We start from the raw sequence: 13,355 nt of genomic DNA, 5'->3' as shown, positions 1-13,355 counted from the left end.
ACACTGGCCTCATGGCGGAGAAAGCCGTCCCCGACAACCCCATTGAGGCCGTCCATACCGCGTGGCGGGCTGATTCGGCCCGCCTCGTCGGCGCTCTCACCAGGATGACCCGCGACGTGGAGCTTGCAGCCGACTTCGTACAGGACGCCTTGGTGGCTGCACTGGAACAGTGGCCTGCAATGGGTGTCCCGGACAACCCCACAGCCTGGTTGATGACCACGGCAAAGCGGCGACGCATCGATCACTTCAGGCGAGCAGAGACACTCAACCGCAAGGTCAGCGAACTCGAACACGCCCCGCCTGGGGAGGACGATATGACCGACCTCGAAAGTGCCGTGGATTTCATCGAGGACGATGTCCTGAGGCTGATGTTCTTGTGCTGCCATCCCAAGCTCAGCCCCGCTTCTAGGGCGGCATTGACACTGCGCTTGGTCGGCGGCCTCACGACAAGCGAAATCGCCCGGGGCTTCCTGACCACGGAAACCGCCATGGGCCAGCGCATCTCTCGTGCGAAGAAGTCACTGTCCAACGCCGGCGCAGACTTCGAGTTGCCAACAGGTGAGGCACGCGCACAACGACTTGGTGACGTCATGGCCGTGATCTATCTGGTCTTCAATGAGGGATATTCGGCAACTGCCGGTGAGGACTGGATGCGACCAGCACTGGCCACGGAAGCCCTGAGGCTGGCGCGCTTATTGAGCTCGGTTGCTCGTGACGAGCCCGAAGTCCTCGGACTGCAAGCGCTCCTCGAGCTTCAGGCCTCCCGGTTCGCGGCCCGTCTCGACGACCACGGGGAGCCCGTGCTCCTGGAATCTCAGGATCGAACACGATGGGACCAGTCGATGATCCAGCGAGGTTTAGTAGCTCTGCAGCAGGCCGAACACCTTGCGGCCACGGGACAACCCGTGGGGCAGTATTTCCTCCAGGCTGCGATCGCAGCGCAGCACGCCAGGTCAGAACACGCCGAGAACACGAATTGGCGCCGAATCGCCATGCTGTACGATCTCTTGGCCGGCGCCGCTCCGGGGCCGACCATCGAGGTCAACCGGGCCGTCGCCTATGGACGGGCGTTCGGTCCGGAGGCCGGCATGGCCGTGCTCGACGCACTTGATTCTGCAGCGCTCCGTGATTCGCCACTCGTCCCGAGCGTGCGCGCAGATCTCTTCGAACGGTCTGGGCAGCACAGGATGGCCAGTGAGACGTTCGCGGAGGTAGCAAAGTTGTCCAGGAATGCGAGCGAACGAGCCGTCCTGCGCCGTCGGGCGGCAGAGAATCTGGCGCAGTCCCGGCATTCCCACTAACACCGTCCATGATGTAGCGCGGGCTGAGGATGTGGAACGTGCCCGGCAAGTGCCCACATGGTCGCCACCTCGAGTAGAGAGCCGCACCGGACAACGAGAACGAGGTCCGAACTCATCGTCATGACACTATCCTGACGAAAGTTCGGACCTCGTTATACGGGGTGAACGACGGGGGTTGAACCCGCGACCTCCTGGACCACAACCAGGCGCTCTGCCAACTGAGCTACGCCCACCATGTAACCCGTCACGAGGTGTAACACCTGCGCGGGCAACGACGACCACTATAGCGCAAAGTTTGCGTTAACTCCGCATCGGGCACGCGACGCGGAGGGGAGTGGTCAGGAGTTTCCGGAACGCGTCCGGGAAGCATTGATCAACGCCGCAACTTTACGAGCGTCGTCGGAACTGGGACCGGGTTCCGCGGCGAACAGGATCTGCCGGTAGTAGCGCAACTCGTCAATGGAATCTTCGATGTCACCCAGGGCGCGGTGGTTGCCGGTCTTCTCCGGTGCCTGGAAATAGGCGCGCGGGTACCAGCGGCGTGCAAGTTCTTTGATGGTGGAGACATCGATCACGCGGTAGTGCAGGTGATCTACAAGGTTGGGCATGTCTCGCGTGAGGAACGTCTTGTCGGTGCCCACGGAGTTACCGCCCAGAGGCGCCTTGCGGGGTTCGGGGACCCATTCCTTGATGTAATCGAGAACCTCGGCCTCGGCCTCTTCCATTCCGAGGCCTTGGGGCAGCTCGGGCAGCAGGCCGGAGGTCACGTGCATGTTCCGCACAAAGTCGTTCATCTGCTCCAGCGCGGCGTCGCTCGGCTTGATGACCACGTCCACGCCGTTGCCCAGGACGTTCAGTTCATCGTCCGTCACGAGCGCGGCCACCTCGATCAAGGCGTCGTCGGACAGGGACAGGCCCGTCATCTCGCAGTCGATCCACACGATTCTCTGATTAGAAATAGACACGTCCTCTAACTTACCGCGCCGGAGCCCCCGGCGCGTGCGCCCCCCGCATCGCGATAGGATTCAGGCCGACGCCGTTCCGGGGCCTTTCGCAGGTCTGCCCGCGCGGCGGCGTCGGTAGGGTGAGACACAAGACTGAGCGACGGGCAATCTGGAGGCAATGCGGTGGAGAGCAACCCCGAGGCTGCTGGCCGTCCCGAATCTGGCCCGCACCCGGGCACGGTTCTGGCCACCCGCCAGGGATCCGCCTACACCTCCCAGTCCCCGCTGCGCACCGTGATCATGGGAACTCTGGGCTCCCTCATGGTGCTGGCCGGTTCCCTGGGCGTGGGCTGGCTCGCGAGTGTTTCCCCACTGCGGCAGAACCCGCTGATCATCTGGATGCGCTATGAAACCGGCGGGGTAGTCCTCTCCATCCTGTTGCTGGCCATTGGCAGCATGATCATGGTGCGCGAGTGGCTGCGCCTGGGTCAGAAACTCAATAAATGGGGAGACGGCACCGGTCGTTGGGTCCTCACGGCCATCACAGCGTGGTCGGTGCCCCTGTTGTTCGCGGTTCCGCTCTTCAGTCGTGACGTGTATTCGTACATCGGTCAGGGCCGCGTGATGCAGAGCGGGCTGAACCCCTACGAATACGGTGTGTCGACCATCGAGAACTTTTTCCAGCTGGGCGCCGACCAGCTGTGGGCAGAGTCTCCACCACCGTATGGACCCGTGTTCCTGTGGCTCGAACAGCTCGTGGTGATGATCACCAACGCGAGCCCGGATACGTCGGTGATGCTCTTCCGCTCGATGTGCGTGGTATCGGTGATCGCCTGTATGTGGGTGATCCCTCGACTGGCCCGGCTGCACGGCGTCAACCCCGCTCGCGCCCTGTGGCTGTCCGTGGCTAACCCGCTGTTTCTCACCAACTTCATTGCGGCCGTTCACAACGACGCCATCATGGTCGCTCTCGCCCTGTTCGGCATCTACGCGGCCGCCATCCAACGCAACTGGAAGGGCGGGCTGATCGGTGCCACGCTCGTGACGCTGTCGATCGGCATCAAACCCATCACGCTCGTGTTCCTGCCCTTCATCGGGCTGCTCTGGGCCGGCCGCAGCGCGTCGTGGCCGCGCCGGTTCTATATCTGGGCGCTCACGCTGGCCTATTCGCTGGCGTTGTTAGGCCTTATGGGTCTGATCAACGGGTTCGGGTTCGGCTGGGTGGCGGCCATGTCCACGCCGGGCACGGTGTTCATCTGGTACGCGCCCATCGGGTTGATCGGGTTCCTCGCGATGATCGTCGGTGATTCACTGACATCCAACGGGCGCGTTTGGATGGATGTCGTCCACACCATCGGCACCGTCCTGTCCGCATTGGTCGTCCTGATCCTGATGTTCGTGGGCCGGGATGCCAAGATCTTCCGCCGCCTGGCCTGGGCCTTCGCCGCACTCGTCCTGCTGGCCCCCATGATCCAGGCCTGGTACGTCGTGTGGCTGATCCCGTTGTTCGCCATCACGGGCATCCGCAGCGACTGGCAGCTGGACACGCTCTTCTTCCTGACGGCCTTCTTCACCATCTACGCCGTGGCCGATCAGCTGGACGTGTTCCCGTACCTTGATCTGAGCTTGATCTCCGCCCGTGTCATTTCCGCCATTGTGGCGCTGACCTTCGGCGTGTACCTCTGGTTCTTCGACCCGGCCACCAAACGCCTGTTCCGTTCCCGCTATCGCACGGACATGCGCTCCACGATCATCTAGCGAGTTCGGCACGGAGCACGGAGCGACACACGACGACGTCGCTGCGTCACCACCCACGGCGCGTGCCTGGCCGCGCGTTCGGCCGGCCGAGCGGCGTCGTCGAACCGGGCGTCATCTAGCCGGGACATGAATCCTGGCCGGAAGCGAAAAGGCCCCGACCAACGTGTGTTGGTCGGGGCCGAATTCGGTCAGCGCTGGATCAGTGGATCACACGCCGTAGTAGAGCTCGAACTCGAGCGGGTGCGGCACCAGCGAGAGCGGCTTGAGCTCGTTCTCACGCTTGTATTCGATCCAGGTCTCGATGAGGTCCTCGGTGAACACGTCACCGGCGAGCAAGAACTCGTGATCCTCCTCGAGTGCCACCAGGGCCTCCTCAAGAGTGGCCGGGGCCTTCTTGATGTCCTTGGCCTCCTCCGGGGGAAGCTCGTAGAGGTCCTTGTCGATCGGATCCGCGGGCTCGATGCGGTTACGGATACCGTCCAGACCGGCCATCAGCTGAGCAGCGAAGGCCAGGTACGGGTTGCAGGAGGGGTCCGGTGCGCGGAACTCCAGGCGCTTGGCCTTGGGGTTGGTGCCCGTGATGGGGATACGGATACCGGCGGAGCGGTTGCCCTGCGAGTACACCATGTTGACCGGTGCCTCGTAGCCCTTGACCAGGCGGCGGTAGGAGTTGACCGTGGGGTTCGTGAACGCCAGCACTGCGGAGGAGTGCTCCAGCAGACCGCCGATGTACCAACGTGCCACGTCAGAGAGGCCCGCGTAGCCCTTCTCGTCGTAGAACAGGGGCTCGCCGCCCTTCCACAGGGACTGGTGGCAGTGCATGCCGGAGCCGTTGTCGTTGTAGACGGGCTTGGGCATGAACGTCACGGTCTTGCCGAACATGTCCGCGGTGTTCTTGATGACGTACTTGAACTTCAGCAGGTCGTCAGCGGCGGCAGTCAGGGTGGAGAAACGGTAGTTGATCTCCGCCTGGCCCGGTGCGCCCACCTCGTGGTGGGAACGCTCCACGAACAAACCGACCTCGTCCAGAGCAACACACATGGCGTCACGCAGGTCGGCCTGCTTGTCCACGGGGGAGACCGGGAAGTAGCCGCCCTTGGTGTGGGTCTTGTTGGCCAGGTTGCCGCCCTCTTCCTTGCGGCCGGAATTCCAGGGAGCCTCTTCCGAATCGATCTTGTAGAAGGTGCTCTCCGGGGAAACCTGGAACCGAGCGTCGTCGAAGACGAAGAACTCGGCCTCGGAGGCGAAGTTCGCGGTGTCCGCGATGCCGGTGGAGTTCAGGTAGGCCTCGGCACGCTCTGCCACGCCGCGGGGATCGCGGTGGTAGGGCTCGCCGGTGCGGGGGTTCACGATGGAGCAGGTGACCACCAAGGTCTTCTCCACGCGGTAGGGATCCACGAAAGCGGACGTGGGATCCGGAATCAGCTGCATGTCCGATTCAGCAATTCCCTGGAAGCCTCGGATGGAGGAACCGTCGAACAACTGTCCGTCGGTGAAGAAATCGTTGTCCACCGACTTGGCGGGCAGGTTGAAGTGCTGCTGCACACCCGGCATATCGGTGAATCGGAGGTCGACGAAAACGACTTCCTCATCCTTGATGTAGGCGAGGACTTCCTCGGCTGACTGGAACATGGACCTGTTCTCCTTCTGTATGGGCGTCCCGATCAGCGACAGTGTCACCCTGGGGTGATCACCGCGCTCGGTTCTGATGTCCATCCTAAGAACCTGGCATTGCCCGTCCGTGACACCAATGTTTCGACCATGTAACACGTTCAAGGGCACACGCGCACATGGCCGACCTGGAATCCCGGACAACACCGACCGGTCGGTACATCCTCAGTCTACTGGGCTTGGCACGTCCAACACCGGAAGGGCAGATAGGCTGAGAGCATGATTTCACGGCAGGATCTGGGTTCTTGGCTCGAAGGTGGCCCCTCGCGCACCAATGAATATCCGGGGGAGCGGCTGGGCAGGCCCATTGACGGCCCCGCGTCGGTGGCACGCTTCGTGCCGCGGTTCTTCGCGCTGTGCCTCGACTGGCTCCTGGCCATGGTCATTGCCAACCTGTTCCTGACCCAGTGGAACCAGAACGGGCTCATGAACCTCGCCGTGCTGTTCGTCCTCAATGTGCTGTTGGTCGGTGCCTTCGGCCGCACCATTGGTCATTGGCTCATGGGGCTGCAGGTACAGACGATGAATGGCCGCCCCGCCGGTTTCGGCAAAGCGGCCATTCGGTCGTTGTTGCTGTGTCTGGTGATCCCCCCGGTCATTTACGACCAGGATCAGCGCGGGCTCCACGATCGGGCCGTGGGCACCATTCTGGTGAAGGTTCGCTGACCGTCGCCAGCTGACGGCGCATCACCCCGGGGCGGTTTAGCGCCCGCGCATGGCCTTGCGGTCCGGGCGGGCCTTCATGGGGTCAATGCCCTTGGGAATCGGCAAGCGGTTCTGCAGCGTGTTCAGACGCTTGTAGACCACGTGCACTTCCTGCTTGGTCAGGGTCTTGTCGAGCTTCTTCAGGTGCTTGGCGAGTTTGCTCAGCGGAACCTGGCTCTCACCGTTACCCGACTTCACCACGTGAATCGGTACGTTCTGGATCACGGGACCAATGCGGCGACGTTCCTTTTTGACCAGCTTGTCCACGCGGTTCACGGGACCCTCGGTCACGAACACCACGCCGGGGCGACCCACCACGCGGAACAGCAGATCCTTGGACTTGGGATCCATGGCGGCGGGTTCTTCCTCAATGATCCAGCCGCGCTTGAGAGTGGACAGGGCAGCGCCGGCTGCACCGGGCTGGCCGTCGATCCGGGAGAAGGCAGCACGTTCGGCTCGCCTCGACAGCAGGATCACCGCGGCCAGAATGCCGAACGGAATACCGATCAACAGCCACGTGAGCCAGTTGTTGAGCAGCACACCGATGAGCAGGAACACCAGCAGCACACCGAGACCCAGCAGGATCATCCAGAGCAGGATGTTGGGTTCCCGCTCCTTGGTCATCTGGAAGACTTGCTTCATCTGGGCGAAAATGCCCGGACCCTTCGCCGCTTTGCGCTTGCGCCTATCCTCGCGCTTGCGTTCGCGCTCGGCAGCACGGGCTGTGGATGAGGTGCTAGGTGACACTTTTGTTCCTCGCGATTGCTGGTAGGGGATTGCGGCCATTCTAACCGCTGGCAGGTGCCCGTGACGCGTTCTCGGGCAGCGCCGGACACAGGACGACGACGCCGCCCGGCCGGGCGGCGTCGTCGTACCGGGAGAGCGGGCTCAGCTCAGGCGGGCGACCAGGGAGGAAGCCTCCTGGCTGGCCGAACCCGAATCGTCGATGTGGGACAGGTGCTCGGGGATCTCGCGGCCCATCTTCTTCATGGCGCGAGCCCACAGCTTGCCGGCGCGGTAGGACGAACGCACCATGGGACCGGCCATCACACCCAGGAAACCGATCTCCTCGGCCTGCTTGGAGAAGTCGACGAACTGCTGCGGGGTCACCCAGCGCTCGATGGGGTGGAAAGTGGGGCCTGGACGCAGGTACTGGGTGAGGGTGATGATGTCGCAACCGGCGTCGTGCAGATCGCACAGGGCTTCGTAGACTTCCTCGTCCGTCTCGCCCATACCCAGGATCAGGTTGGACTTCACGATCATCCCGTTCTCCTTGCCCTGCGTGAGGACATCCAGGGAACGCTCGTAGGAGAACGCGGGGCGGATCTGCTTGAAGATCCGCGGCACAGTTTCCAGGTTGTGCGCGAAAACCTCGGGCTGGGCGTCGATGACCTGCTGAACGGCGTCCGGCTGACCCTTGAAATCAGGAATCAGGATCTCGACGCCGGTGGAGGGATTGAGCTCGTGGATCTGACGAATGGTTTCCGCGTTCAGCCATGCGCCGCCGTCCAGGAGATCGTCGCGGGCCACCGAGGTCACGGTTGCGTAGCGCAGGTTCAGATCAAGGACGGACTCGGCAACCTTACGGGGCTCGGAAGCGTCGAGCATGCCGGGCTTGCCGGTAGCGATATCGCAGAAGTCGCAACGACGGGTGCAGGTGTCGCCGCCGATCAGGAACGTGGCCTCGCGATCTTCCCAGCATTCGTAGATGTTGGGACAACCGGCTTCTTCGCACACCGTGTGCAGCCCGCGGCCGCGCGCCATGGACTTCAGTTCCTGGAACTGCGGGCCCATCTTGGCGGTGTTCTTGAGCCAATTGGGCTTCTTCTCGATCGGAACAGACGCGTTGCGCTGTTCAACACGCAGCAGCTTGCGGCCTTCGGGCGCGATGGTCATACGTACTCCTCGCTTGTGGCGCTCGGTTGTGCCTGACGCGGTGGTGCAGGCAAGTCACTGTCCTCCAGCTTAGGAGACCAGAGAGTCCAGGGTTAGGGGTGTTGCGGGTGAGTCGGGCTCGAACGGGGCGCAGAGGTCCAATTCGCGGGCCGCCAGCTCCTGCTCCATGCGTTCAACAACGTCAGCGGGGTTGATCTGATTCCCCGTTTCCTTGCTGATGGAGGTCACGCCGGCATCGGTGATGCCGCACGGAATGAAGTTGCCGAAGGGCAACAGGTCGTTGGAACAGTTGAGCGCGAACCCGTGCATGGTCACACGCTTGGAGACCTGCAGGCCGATGGCGGAGATTTTGCGGTCCGGTCCTCGATCATCGGCGGGCACCCACGCCCCGGATCTGCCCTCCACAGTGGTGGCTTCGACCCCGAAATCCTTGACCACGGCGATGATGATTTCTTCCAGGACGCGTACTACCTTGACCACGTCCAGGGGGATGGGCAGTCGCATGATGGGGTAGCCGATGAGCATTCCGGGACCGTGATAGGTGAGTTTCCCACCTCGGCCGATGGGGACCACTTCGGTACCGTCCCGGGGGTATTCGTGCTGCTCAGTGCGGCGACCGGCCGTATAGACGGGGTTGTGTTCGAGCAACATCACGGTGTTACCGCGTTCACCGCCCACGATCTGGTCGTGGACCTCTTGCTGCAGTTGCAGGCAGGAACGGTAGTCCACGAAGTTCGGGTCGAACCCCATGCGTTCGAAGTGCAAAGCCATTCGGTTAGTTTATCCCTTGTACCAGCCTGTGGATAACGTGAGCGGGCCCGGGCGGTTTGGGTGCACAGTGGGCTCATGAGCGCACCAGAGAAACGGACCCGAGCCCAGGAACGGCTCTTGGCCGCCCAACGGCCGCCTGCTGAACGAGCACGGTCGCACGTCCCGGATTCACAGGGTTCATCATCCGAGACAACGACCGGCGGCGACAGCTTGGCAGATTCACCGGGCGCGGACGGACCGGAGGCTTTCTTGGAATCTCACGACCGTGCAGCCGCTCACTCCGAGGGGTTGGAACTGGTCGGCCACTTGGGAACGGGGAGGGGGACCCGTACGTGGCTCGCGAAAGAAGAATTCAGCCGCGAGAAGTTCACGGTCACGTTCGCCACGGGTACCGCGAGGGAAGAGCGTGAGGCGCAACAGCGCTCCATGTCCCGAGTGGCCGAGTTCTGGGCCGGTAATTCCCATCCTCACTTGGTGCCGGTGCGTGGAATCATAGGCGACTCTGACTGTGCAGAGGCGTTGGTGTCCGGCCACGTGACCGGTATCTCCCTGGCCCGCAGAATCGCCCAGGACGGACGGGTGCCTCCAGCCGAGATCTCTCCGATCCTCACCGCGGCGGCCAAAGGGTTGGCCGCCCTGCACGATCAGGGGTGGGTGCACGGCACCTTGAGTCAACACAACATCCTGCTTGGTCCGGACCGGGAGGTGTGGTTGGACGGTTACGGGGTGCCTGCGATCACTGATGTGCGCTCTGATCCTGATCTGCCAGCTGTGGTGTCGTGGGGCCACGATGACCGGCCCGAGATGCTGGACCGCGGTGTTGCGCGAATCCCGGCGGATGACGTCAAAGCATTGGCCACCCTCGCATGGGTGGCTTTGACGGGTAGGGTGCCGGGTTCGGATTCTCACCGGGTGCCGTTGACCCTCGTGTGTCCCGCCGCGCCCAGGGGCCTGGTGCTCATGCTGGAGGCCGCACTCAATGATGACCCCGAACCTAGACCCACCGCCCATGAATTCGCCACGGGCATCGCGGCCATTCCGGCTGCCAGAACCGCGCCCAGGACAGCCCGCCCGTCAACCCCGCAGATCATTCGAGCGGACGGCACCGAAGTGAGGCTGGGACGGGCCTGGCGACCGAGATCACGCCGTGGATCGAGTTCCAGTACGGCTTCCGCGGTTGAAGGGCGCTCCTGGCGGCGACCACTGGTTCTGGCACTGGCTGCCACCGCCGTGGTCGGATGCGCGTGGTTCGGGGTCGCCGAACTTACAGGGGGAGAGACATCCCCCGTGGCGACCGAGCGGGAGGTTTCGGGGGCTGACGCCGGTGCCGGTGCTGAATCGCCGGGGGCCGCGGAGGAAGCGGCGCGCCGCCTTGTTTCCTCGCGTGCCCATGCATTGGCTGCGGGGGATGAGCAGGCGCTCACGGCGGTGTACGTGAAAGGCTCCGCGCTGGCAGAATCTGACAGGTCGACCATCGCCCATGCCGCTGACCGGGACGGTGGCGCCAGTGACTACTCGGTCCTCTCCGGACTGAGTATGGAAGTGGATCGCCTTGAGCCGGCGAGTGTTTCCGATGCCTCGGCGAGATCCAACGACGAACGGGATGACGAGCGGGGCAGCGAAGACGCGCAGACGTTCTACGCCGAGATCCTCACACGTGGCTGGCACGGGGAGCTTCCCTCGGACTCGCACGTGGACCGCGAGGACGCCACGGTGCGCCAGAACGTGCACATCACCGTGGCCCACACGAACCAGGGGTGGCGAATCGTGGATGTCACTCCGGTTGAACGCCAGGGATAAAACGTGCACATTCAGCCCGTTGCGGGTGCGGTAACTGTTGCAGTCGACCCACCGCGGACGATACGGCGGCGGCACCCCGGCCATGAGAGGAGCCCCGCTGCGCACCAGGCGCGGCGAGGCTCCGAAAGGAAGGTTCAGGGCTGCAGGATCACCAGAAGACGGCGACGGCGGCGTTGATCAAGGCCATGCCGCCCACAGCGTGAGCGAGGCCGGTCGAGACGGGCTCGCCGCGCTTGGTCTTGCGCATTCCGATGAATGCGGCCACGGCAACCACCAGCAGAATGACCAGCTTGATGCCGATCTTCATGTGGTTGACCTCGAAGCCCTCCTGCATTTCGCGCATGGCCACCATGGCCAGACCGGTCAGGAGCATGACGATCGCGGACCAGAACTGGCCCACGGTCACGGTGGGGCGCTTCATCGTGAAGATCCAGGTACCGATGATCACGGCCAGGCCGACGAAGTGCAAGAACAACATGAGGCTGAAGAGGAAGTCCATGCTTCGACCCTATCCGAGTCCCCCTCAACAAAACCGCCGGGATGCGCTCTGAGTGATCCAGAACACATCCCGGCGGTGATAAATCAACCGAATGGTTGACCGCTACGAGTCAGTCAGTGGCGATCAGAGACCGACCTCGGACTCGAAGTGACCCTCTTCCAGTCGCTTCTTCATCGTGGAGAGGAAGCGACCGGCGTCCGCGCCGTCGACCAAGCGGTGATCGTAGGTCAGCGACAGGTAGCACATGTGACGGATGGAAATGGTGTCATTACCGTCCGCATCAGTGATGACCATGGGGCGCTTCACGATGGTGCCCGTACCCAGGATCGCAACCTGCGGCTGGTTGATGATCGGGGTGTCGAACAGCGCACCGAAGGAACCGATGTTCGTGATGGTGAACGTGCCACCGGTCAGCTGATCGGGGGAGATGGAGCCGTCCTTGGCGGCGGCACCCAACTCTGCGATCTGCTTGGACAAACCACCCAGGTTCAGATCACCGGCGTTCTTGATGACCGGAACGAGCAGTCCACGCGGGGTGTCAACGGCGATCGCGATGTCCTCGGAGCCGTTGTACACGATCTCCTTGTCGGACTCCTTGAACGTGGCGTTGAGGACAGGGTGAGTCTGCAGCGCCTCAGCGACAGCCTTGGCGAAGAACGGCAGGAAGGTCAGCTTGGCACCTTCGCGCTTCTGGAACTGGTCCTTGGCCTTGGTGCGCAGCTGAGCCACGCGGGTCATGTCCACCTCGGTGACCTGAGTCAGCTGAGCGGACACGTCCAGGGACTCGCGCATGCGCTTGGCGATGGTCATGCGGATGCGAGGAGCCTTCTCGGTGGTGCCGCGCTTGGCGTCCGCTGCCGGAGCAGCCGACTTCTCCTCGGTACCGCCGGCCACTGCCGGGGCCATGTCGACGGACTGATCCTTGGACTCGGAAGCCTTGGAGGACTCTTCGGCCGCAGCCAACACGTCCTGCTTGCGGATGCGACCACCCACACCGGTGCCGGACAGGGTCGCGAGATCCACGCCCTTCTCGCGAGCGAGCTTGCGCACCAGGGGAGTCACGTAACCGGCGGCCTCGGAGGGCCCGGAGGTGGACTTGGGCTTCTCGGAAGAGGAGTCGTCCTGCTTGGGAGCGGGCTTGGACTCTTCCTTCTTCGGCTCGGCCTTGTTGGGCTCTTTTTTCTTGGCGGGAGCCTTGTCCTCGGCGGCCTCTTCGGTGTTCTCACCGGAGTCCGCCTCGGTTGCGGCGTCCTCGACCTGCTCATCGGAGGGGCCCTCGGAGCTGGAGTCGTCCGAGCTGTCGGAGCCGGAGTCGTCGGAGGATGCGTCGGATTCGTCGCCGACGATGGCCAGGACCTGGCCGACCTCTGCGTCTTCGTCTTCCTGGACCTTGATCTCCAGCAGGGTGCCGGCCACGGGGGAGGGAACCTCGGTGTCGACCTTGTCGGTGGAGACCTCCAGCAGGGGCTCGTCGACCTCGATCTGCTCGCCGACTTCCTTGAGCCAGCGGGTCACGGTGCCTTCGGTGACGGATTCGCCCAGTGCGGGGAGGGTGACCTCTACGGAATTGCCCGAGGACTTCTTGGTATCGGCCTTGGGTGCTTCCTTGGGCTCTTCCTTCTCCTCGGCGGCCTCTTCGGTGTTCTCACCGGAGTCCGCCTCGGTTGCGGCGTCCTCGACCTGCTCATCGGAGGGGCCCTCGGAGCTGGAGTCGTCCGAGCTGTCGGAGCCGGAGTCGTCGGAGGATGCGTCGGATTCGTCGCCGACGATGGCCAGGACCTGGCCGACCTCTGCGTCTTCGTCTTCCTGGACCTTGATCTCCAGCAGGGTGCCGGCCACGGGGGAGGGAACCTCGGTGTCGACCTTGTCGGTGGAGACCTCCAGCAGGGGCTCGTCGACCTCGATCTGCTCGCCGACTTCCTTGAGCCAGCGGGTCACGGTGCCTTCGGTGACGGATTCGCCCAGTGCGGGGAGGGTGACCTCTACGGAATTGCCCGAGGACTTCTTGGT

11 protein-coding genes and 1 tRNA gene are annotated in these 13,355 nt (G+C 63.4%); 4 read left to right on the top strand and 8 right to left on the bottom strand.

The window, feature by feature from the left end:
- The first annotated feature begins 11 nt into the window (after window positions 1-11).
- Window positions 12-1,301: an RNA polymerase sigma factor gene (locus EWV37_RS08425; protein WP_129701010.1), complete on the top strand. Its 1,290-nt coding sequence runs from the start codon at window positions 12-14 to the stop codon at window positions 1,299-1,301.
- A gap of 160 nt (window positions 1,302-1,461) precedes the next feature.
- Here the strand turns inward: EWV37_RS08425 and EWV37_RS08420 are convergent.
- A tRNA-His gene (locus EWV37_RS08420) sits at window positions 1,462-1,534 on the bottom strand.
- A 105-nt stretch (window positions 1,535-1,639) separates the two neighbouring features.
- On the bottom strand, window positions 1,640-2,266 hold the full coding sequence (orn, locus tag EWV37_RS08415; protein WP_238663165.1) for an oligoribonuclease: 627 nt from the start codon (window positions 2,264-2,266) through the stop codon (window positions 1,640-1,642).
- A gap of 162 nt (window positions 2,267-2,428) precedes the next feature.
- On the opposite strand from orn, the gene mptB reads away from it, so the two are divergent.
- Window positions 2,429-4,003, top strand: a complete 1,575-nt coding sequence (gene mptB, locus EWV37_RS08410) for a polyprenol phosphomannose-dependent alpha 1,6 mannosyltransferase MptB (RefSeq protein WP_238663164.1) — start codon at window positions 2,429-2,431, stop codon at window positions 4,001-4,003.
- A 207-nt stretch (window positions 4,004-4,210) separates the two neighbouring features.
- On the opposite strand, the gene glnA is transcribed toward mptB, so the two are convergent.
- Window positions 4,211-5,635, bottom strand: coding sequence for a type I glutamate--ammonia ligase (glnA, locus tag EWV37_RS08405; RefSeq protein ID WP_095798441.1), 1,425 nt, complete (start codon window positions 5,633-5,635; stop codon window positions 4,211-4,213).
- Window positions 5,636-5,893: 258 nt separating this feature from the next.
- Here glnA and EWV37_RS08400 point away from each other — a divergent pair, with 258 nt between their 5' ends.
- Complete coding sequence (locus EWV37_RS08400; protein WP_095798442.1) at window positions 5,894-6,340, top strand: RDD family protein; 447 nt, start codon at window positions 5,894-5,896, stop codon at window positions 6,338-6,340.
- Window positions 6,341-6,376: 36 nt separating this feature from the next.
- Here EWV37_RS08400 and EWV37_RS08395 read toward each other — a convergent pair whose 3' ends face one another.
- The 3 genes from EWV37_RS08395 to lipB form a co-directional block, all read right to left on the bottom strand.
- The gene (locus tag EWV37_RS08395; RefSeq protein ID WP_095798443.1) at window positions 6,377-7,126 is read right to left on the bottom strand and encodes a DUF4191 domain-containing protein; all 750 of its coding nucleotides are present in this window, start codon (window positions 7,124-7,126) and stop codon (window positions 6,377-6,379) included.
- A 141-nt stretch (window positions 7,127-7,267) separates the two neighbouring features.
- Window positions 7,268-8,275 carry a lipoyl synthase gene (gene lipA, locus EWV37_RS08390; RefSeq protein WP_095798444.1) on the bottom strand — a complete coding sequence of 336 codons (1,008 nt, stop codon included), beginning with the start codon at window positions 8,273-8,275 and terminating at the stop codon, window positions 7,268-7,270.
- A 69-nt stretch (window positions 8,276-8,344) separates the two neighbouring features.
- Window positions 8,345-9,046: a lipoyl(octanoyl) transferase LipB gene (gene lipB / locus EWV37_RS08385; protein ID WP_095798445.1), complete on the bottom strand. Its 702-nt coding sequence runs from the start codon at window positions 9,044-9,046 to the stop codon at window positions 8,345-8,347.
- A gap of 75 nt (window positions 9,047-9,121) precedes the next feature.
- Between lipB and EWV37_RS08380 the strand changes: the two genes are divergently transcribed.
- Window positions 9,122-10,846 carry a protein kinase domain-containing protein gene (locus tag EWV37_RS08380; RefSeq protein ID WP_129701008.1) on the top strand — a complete coding sequence of 575 codons (1,725 nt, stop codon included), beginning with the start codon at window positions 9,122-9,124 and terminating at the stop codon, window positions 10,844-10,846.
- A gap of 148 nt (window positions 10,847-10,994) precedes the next feature.
- Here the strand turns inward: EWV37_RS08380 and EWV37_RS08375 are convergent, their stop codons facing one another.
- A complete protein-coding gene (locus EWV37_RS08375) occupies window positions 10,995-11,345 on the bottom strand; it encodes a hypothetical protein (protein WP_129701006.1) in 351 nt (116 codons plus the stop codon).
- A 123-nt stretch (window positions 11,346-11,468) separates the two neighbouring features.
- Window positions 11,469-13,355: 2-oxoglutarate dehydrogenase, E2 component, dihydrolipoamide succinyltransferase (gene sucB / locus EWV37_RS08370; protein WP_274543004.1), on the bottom strand; the 1,887-nt coding region annotated here is incomplete at its 5' end.

Source organism: Kocuria carniphila (assembly GCF_004136555.1).
Lineage (GTDB): Bacteria > Actinomycetota > Actinomycetes > Actinomycetales > Micrococcaceae > Kocuria > Kocuria carniphila.
This window is presented reverse-complemented; position numbering and strand designations above follow the sequence as displayed.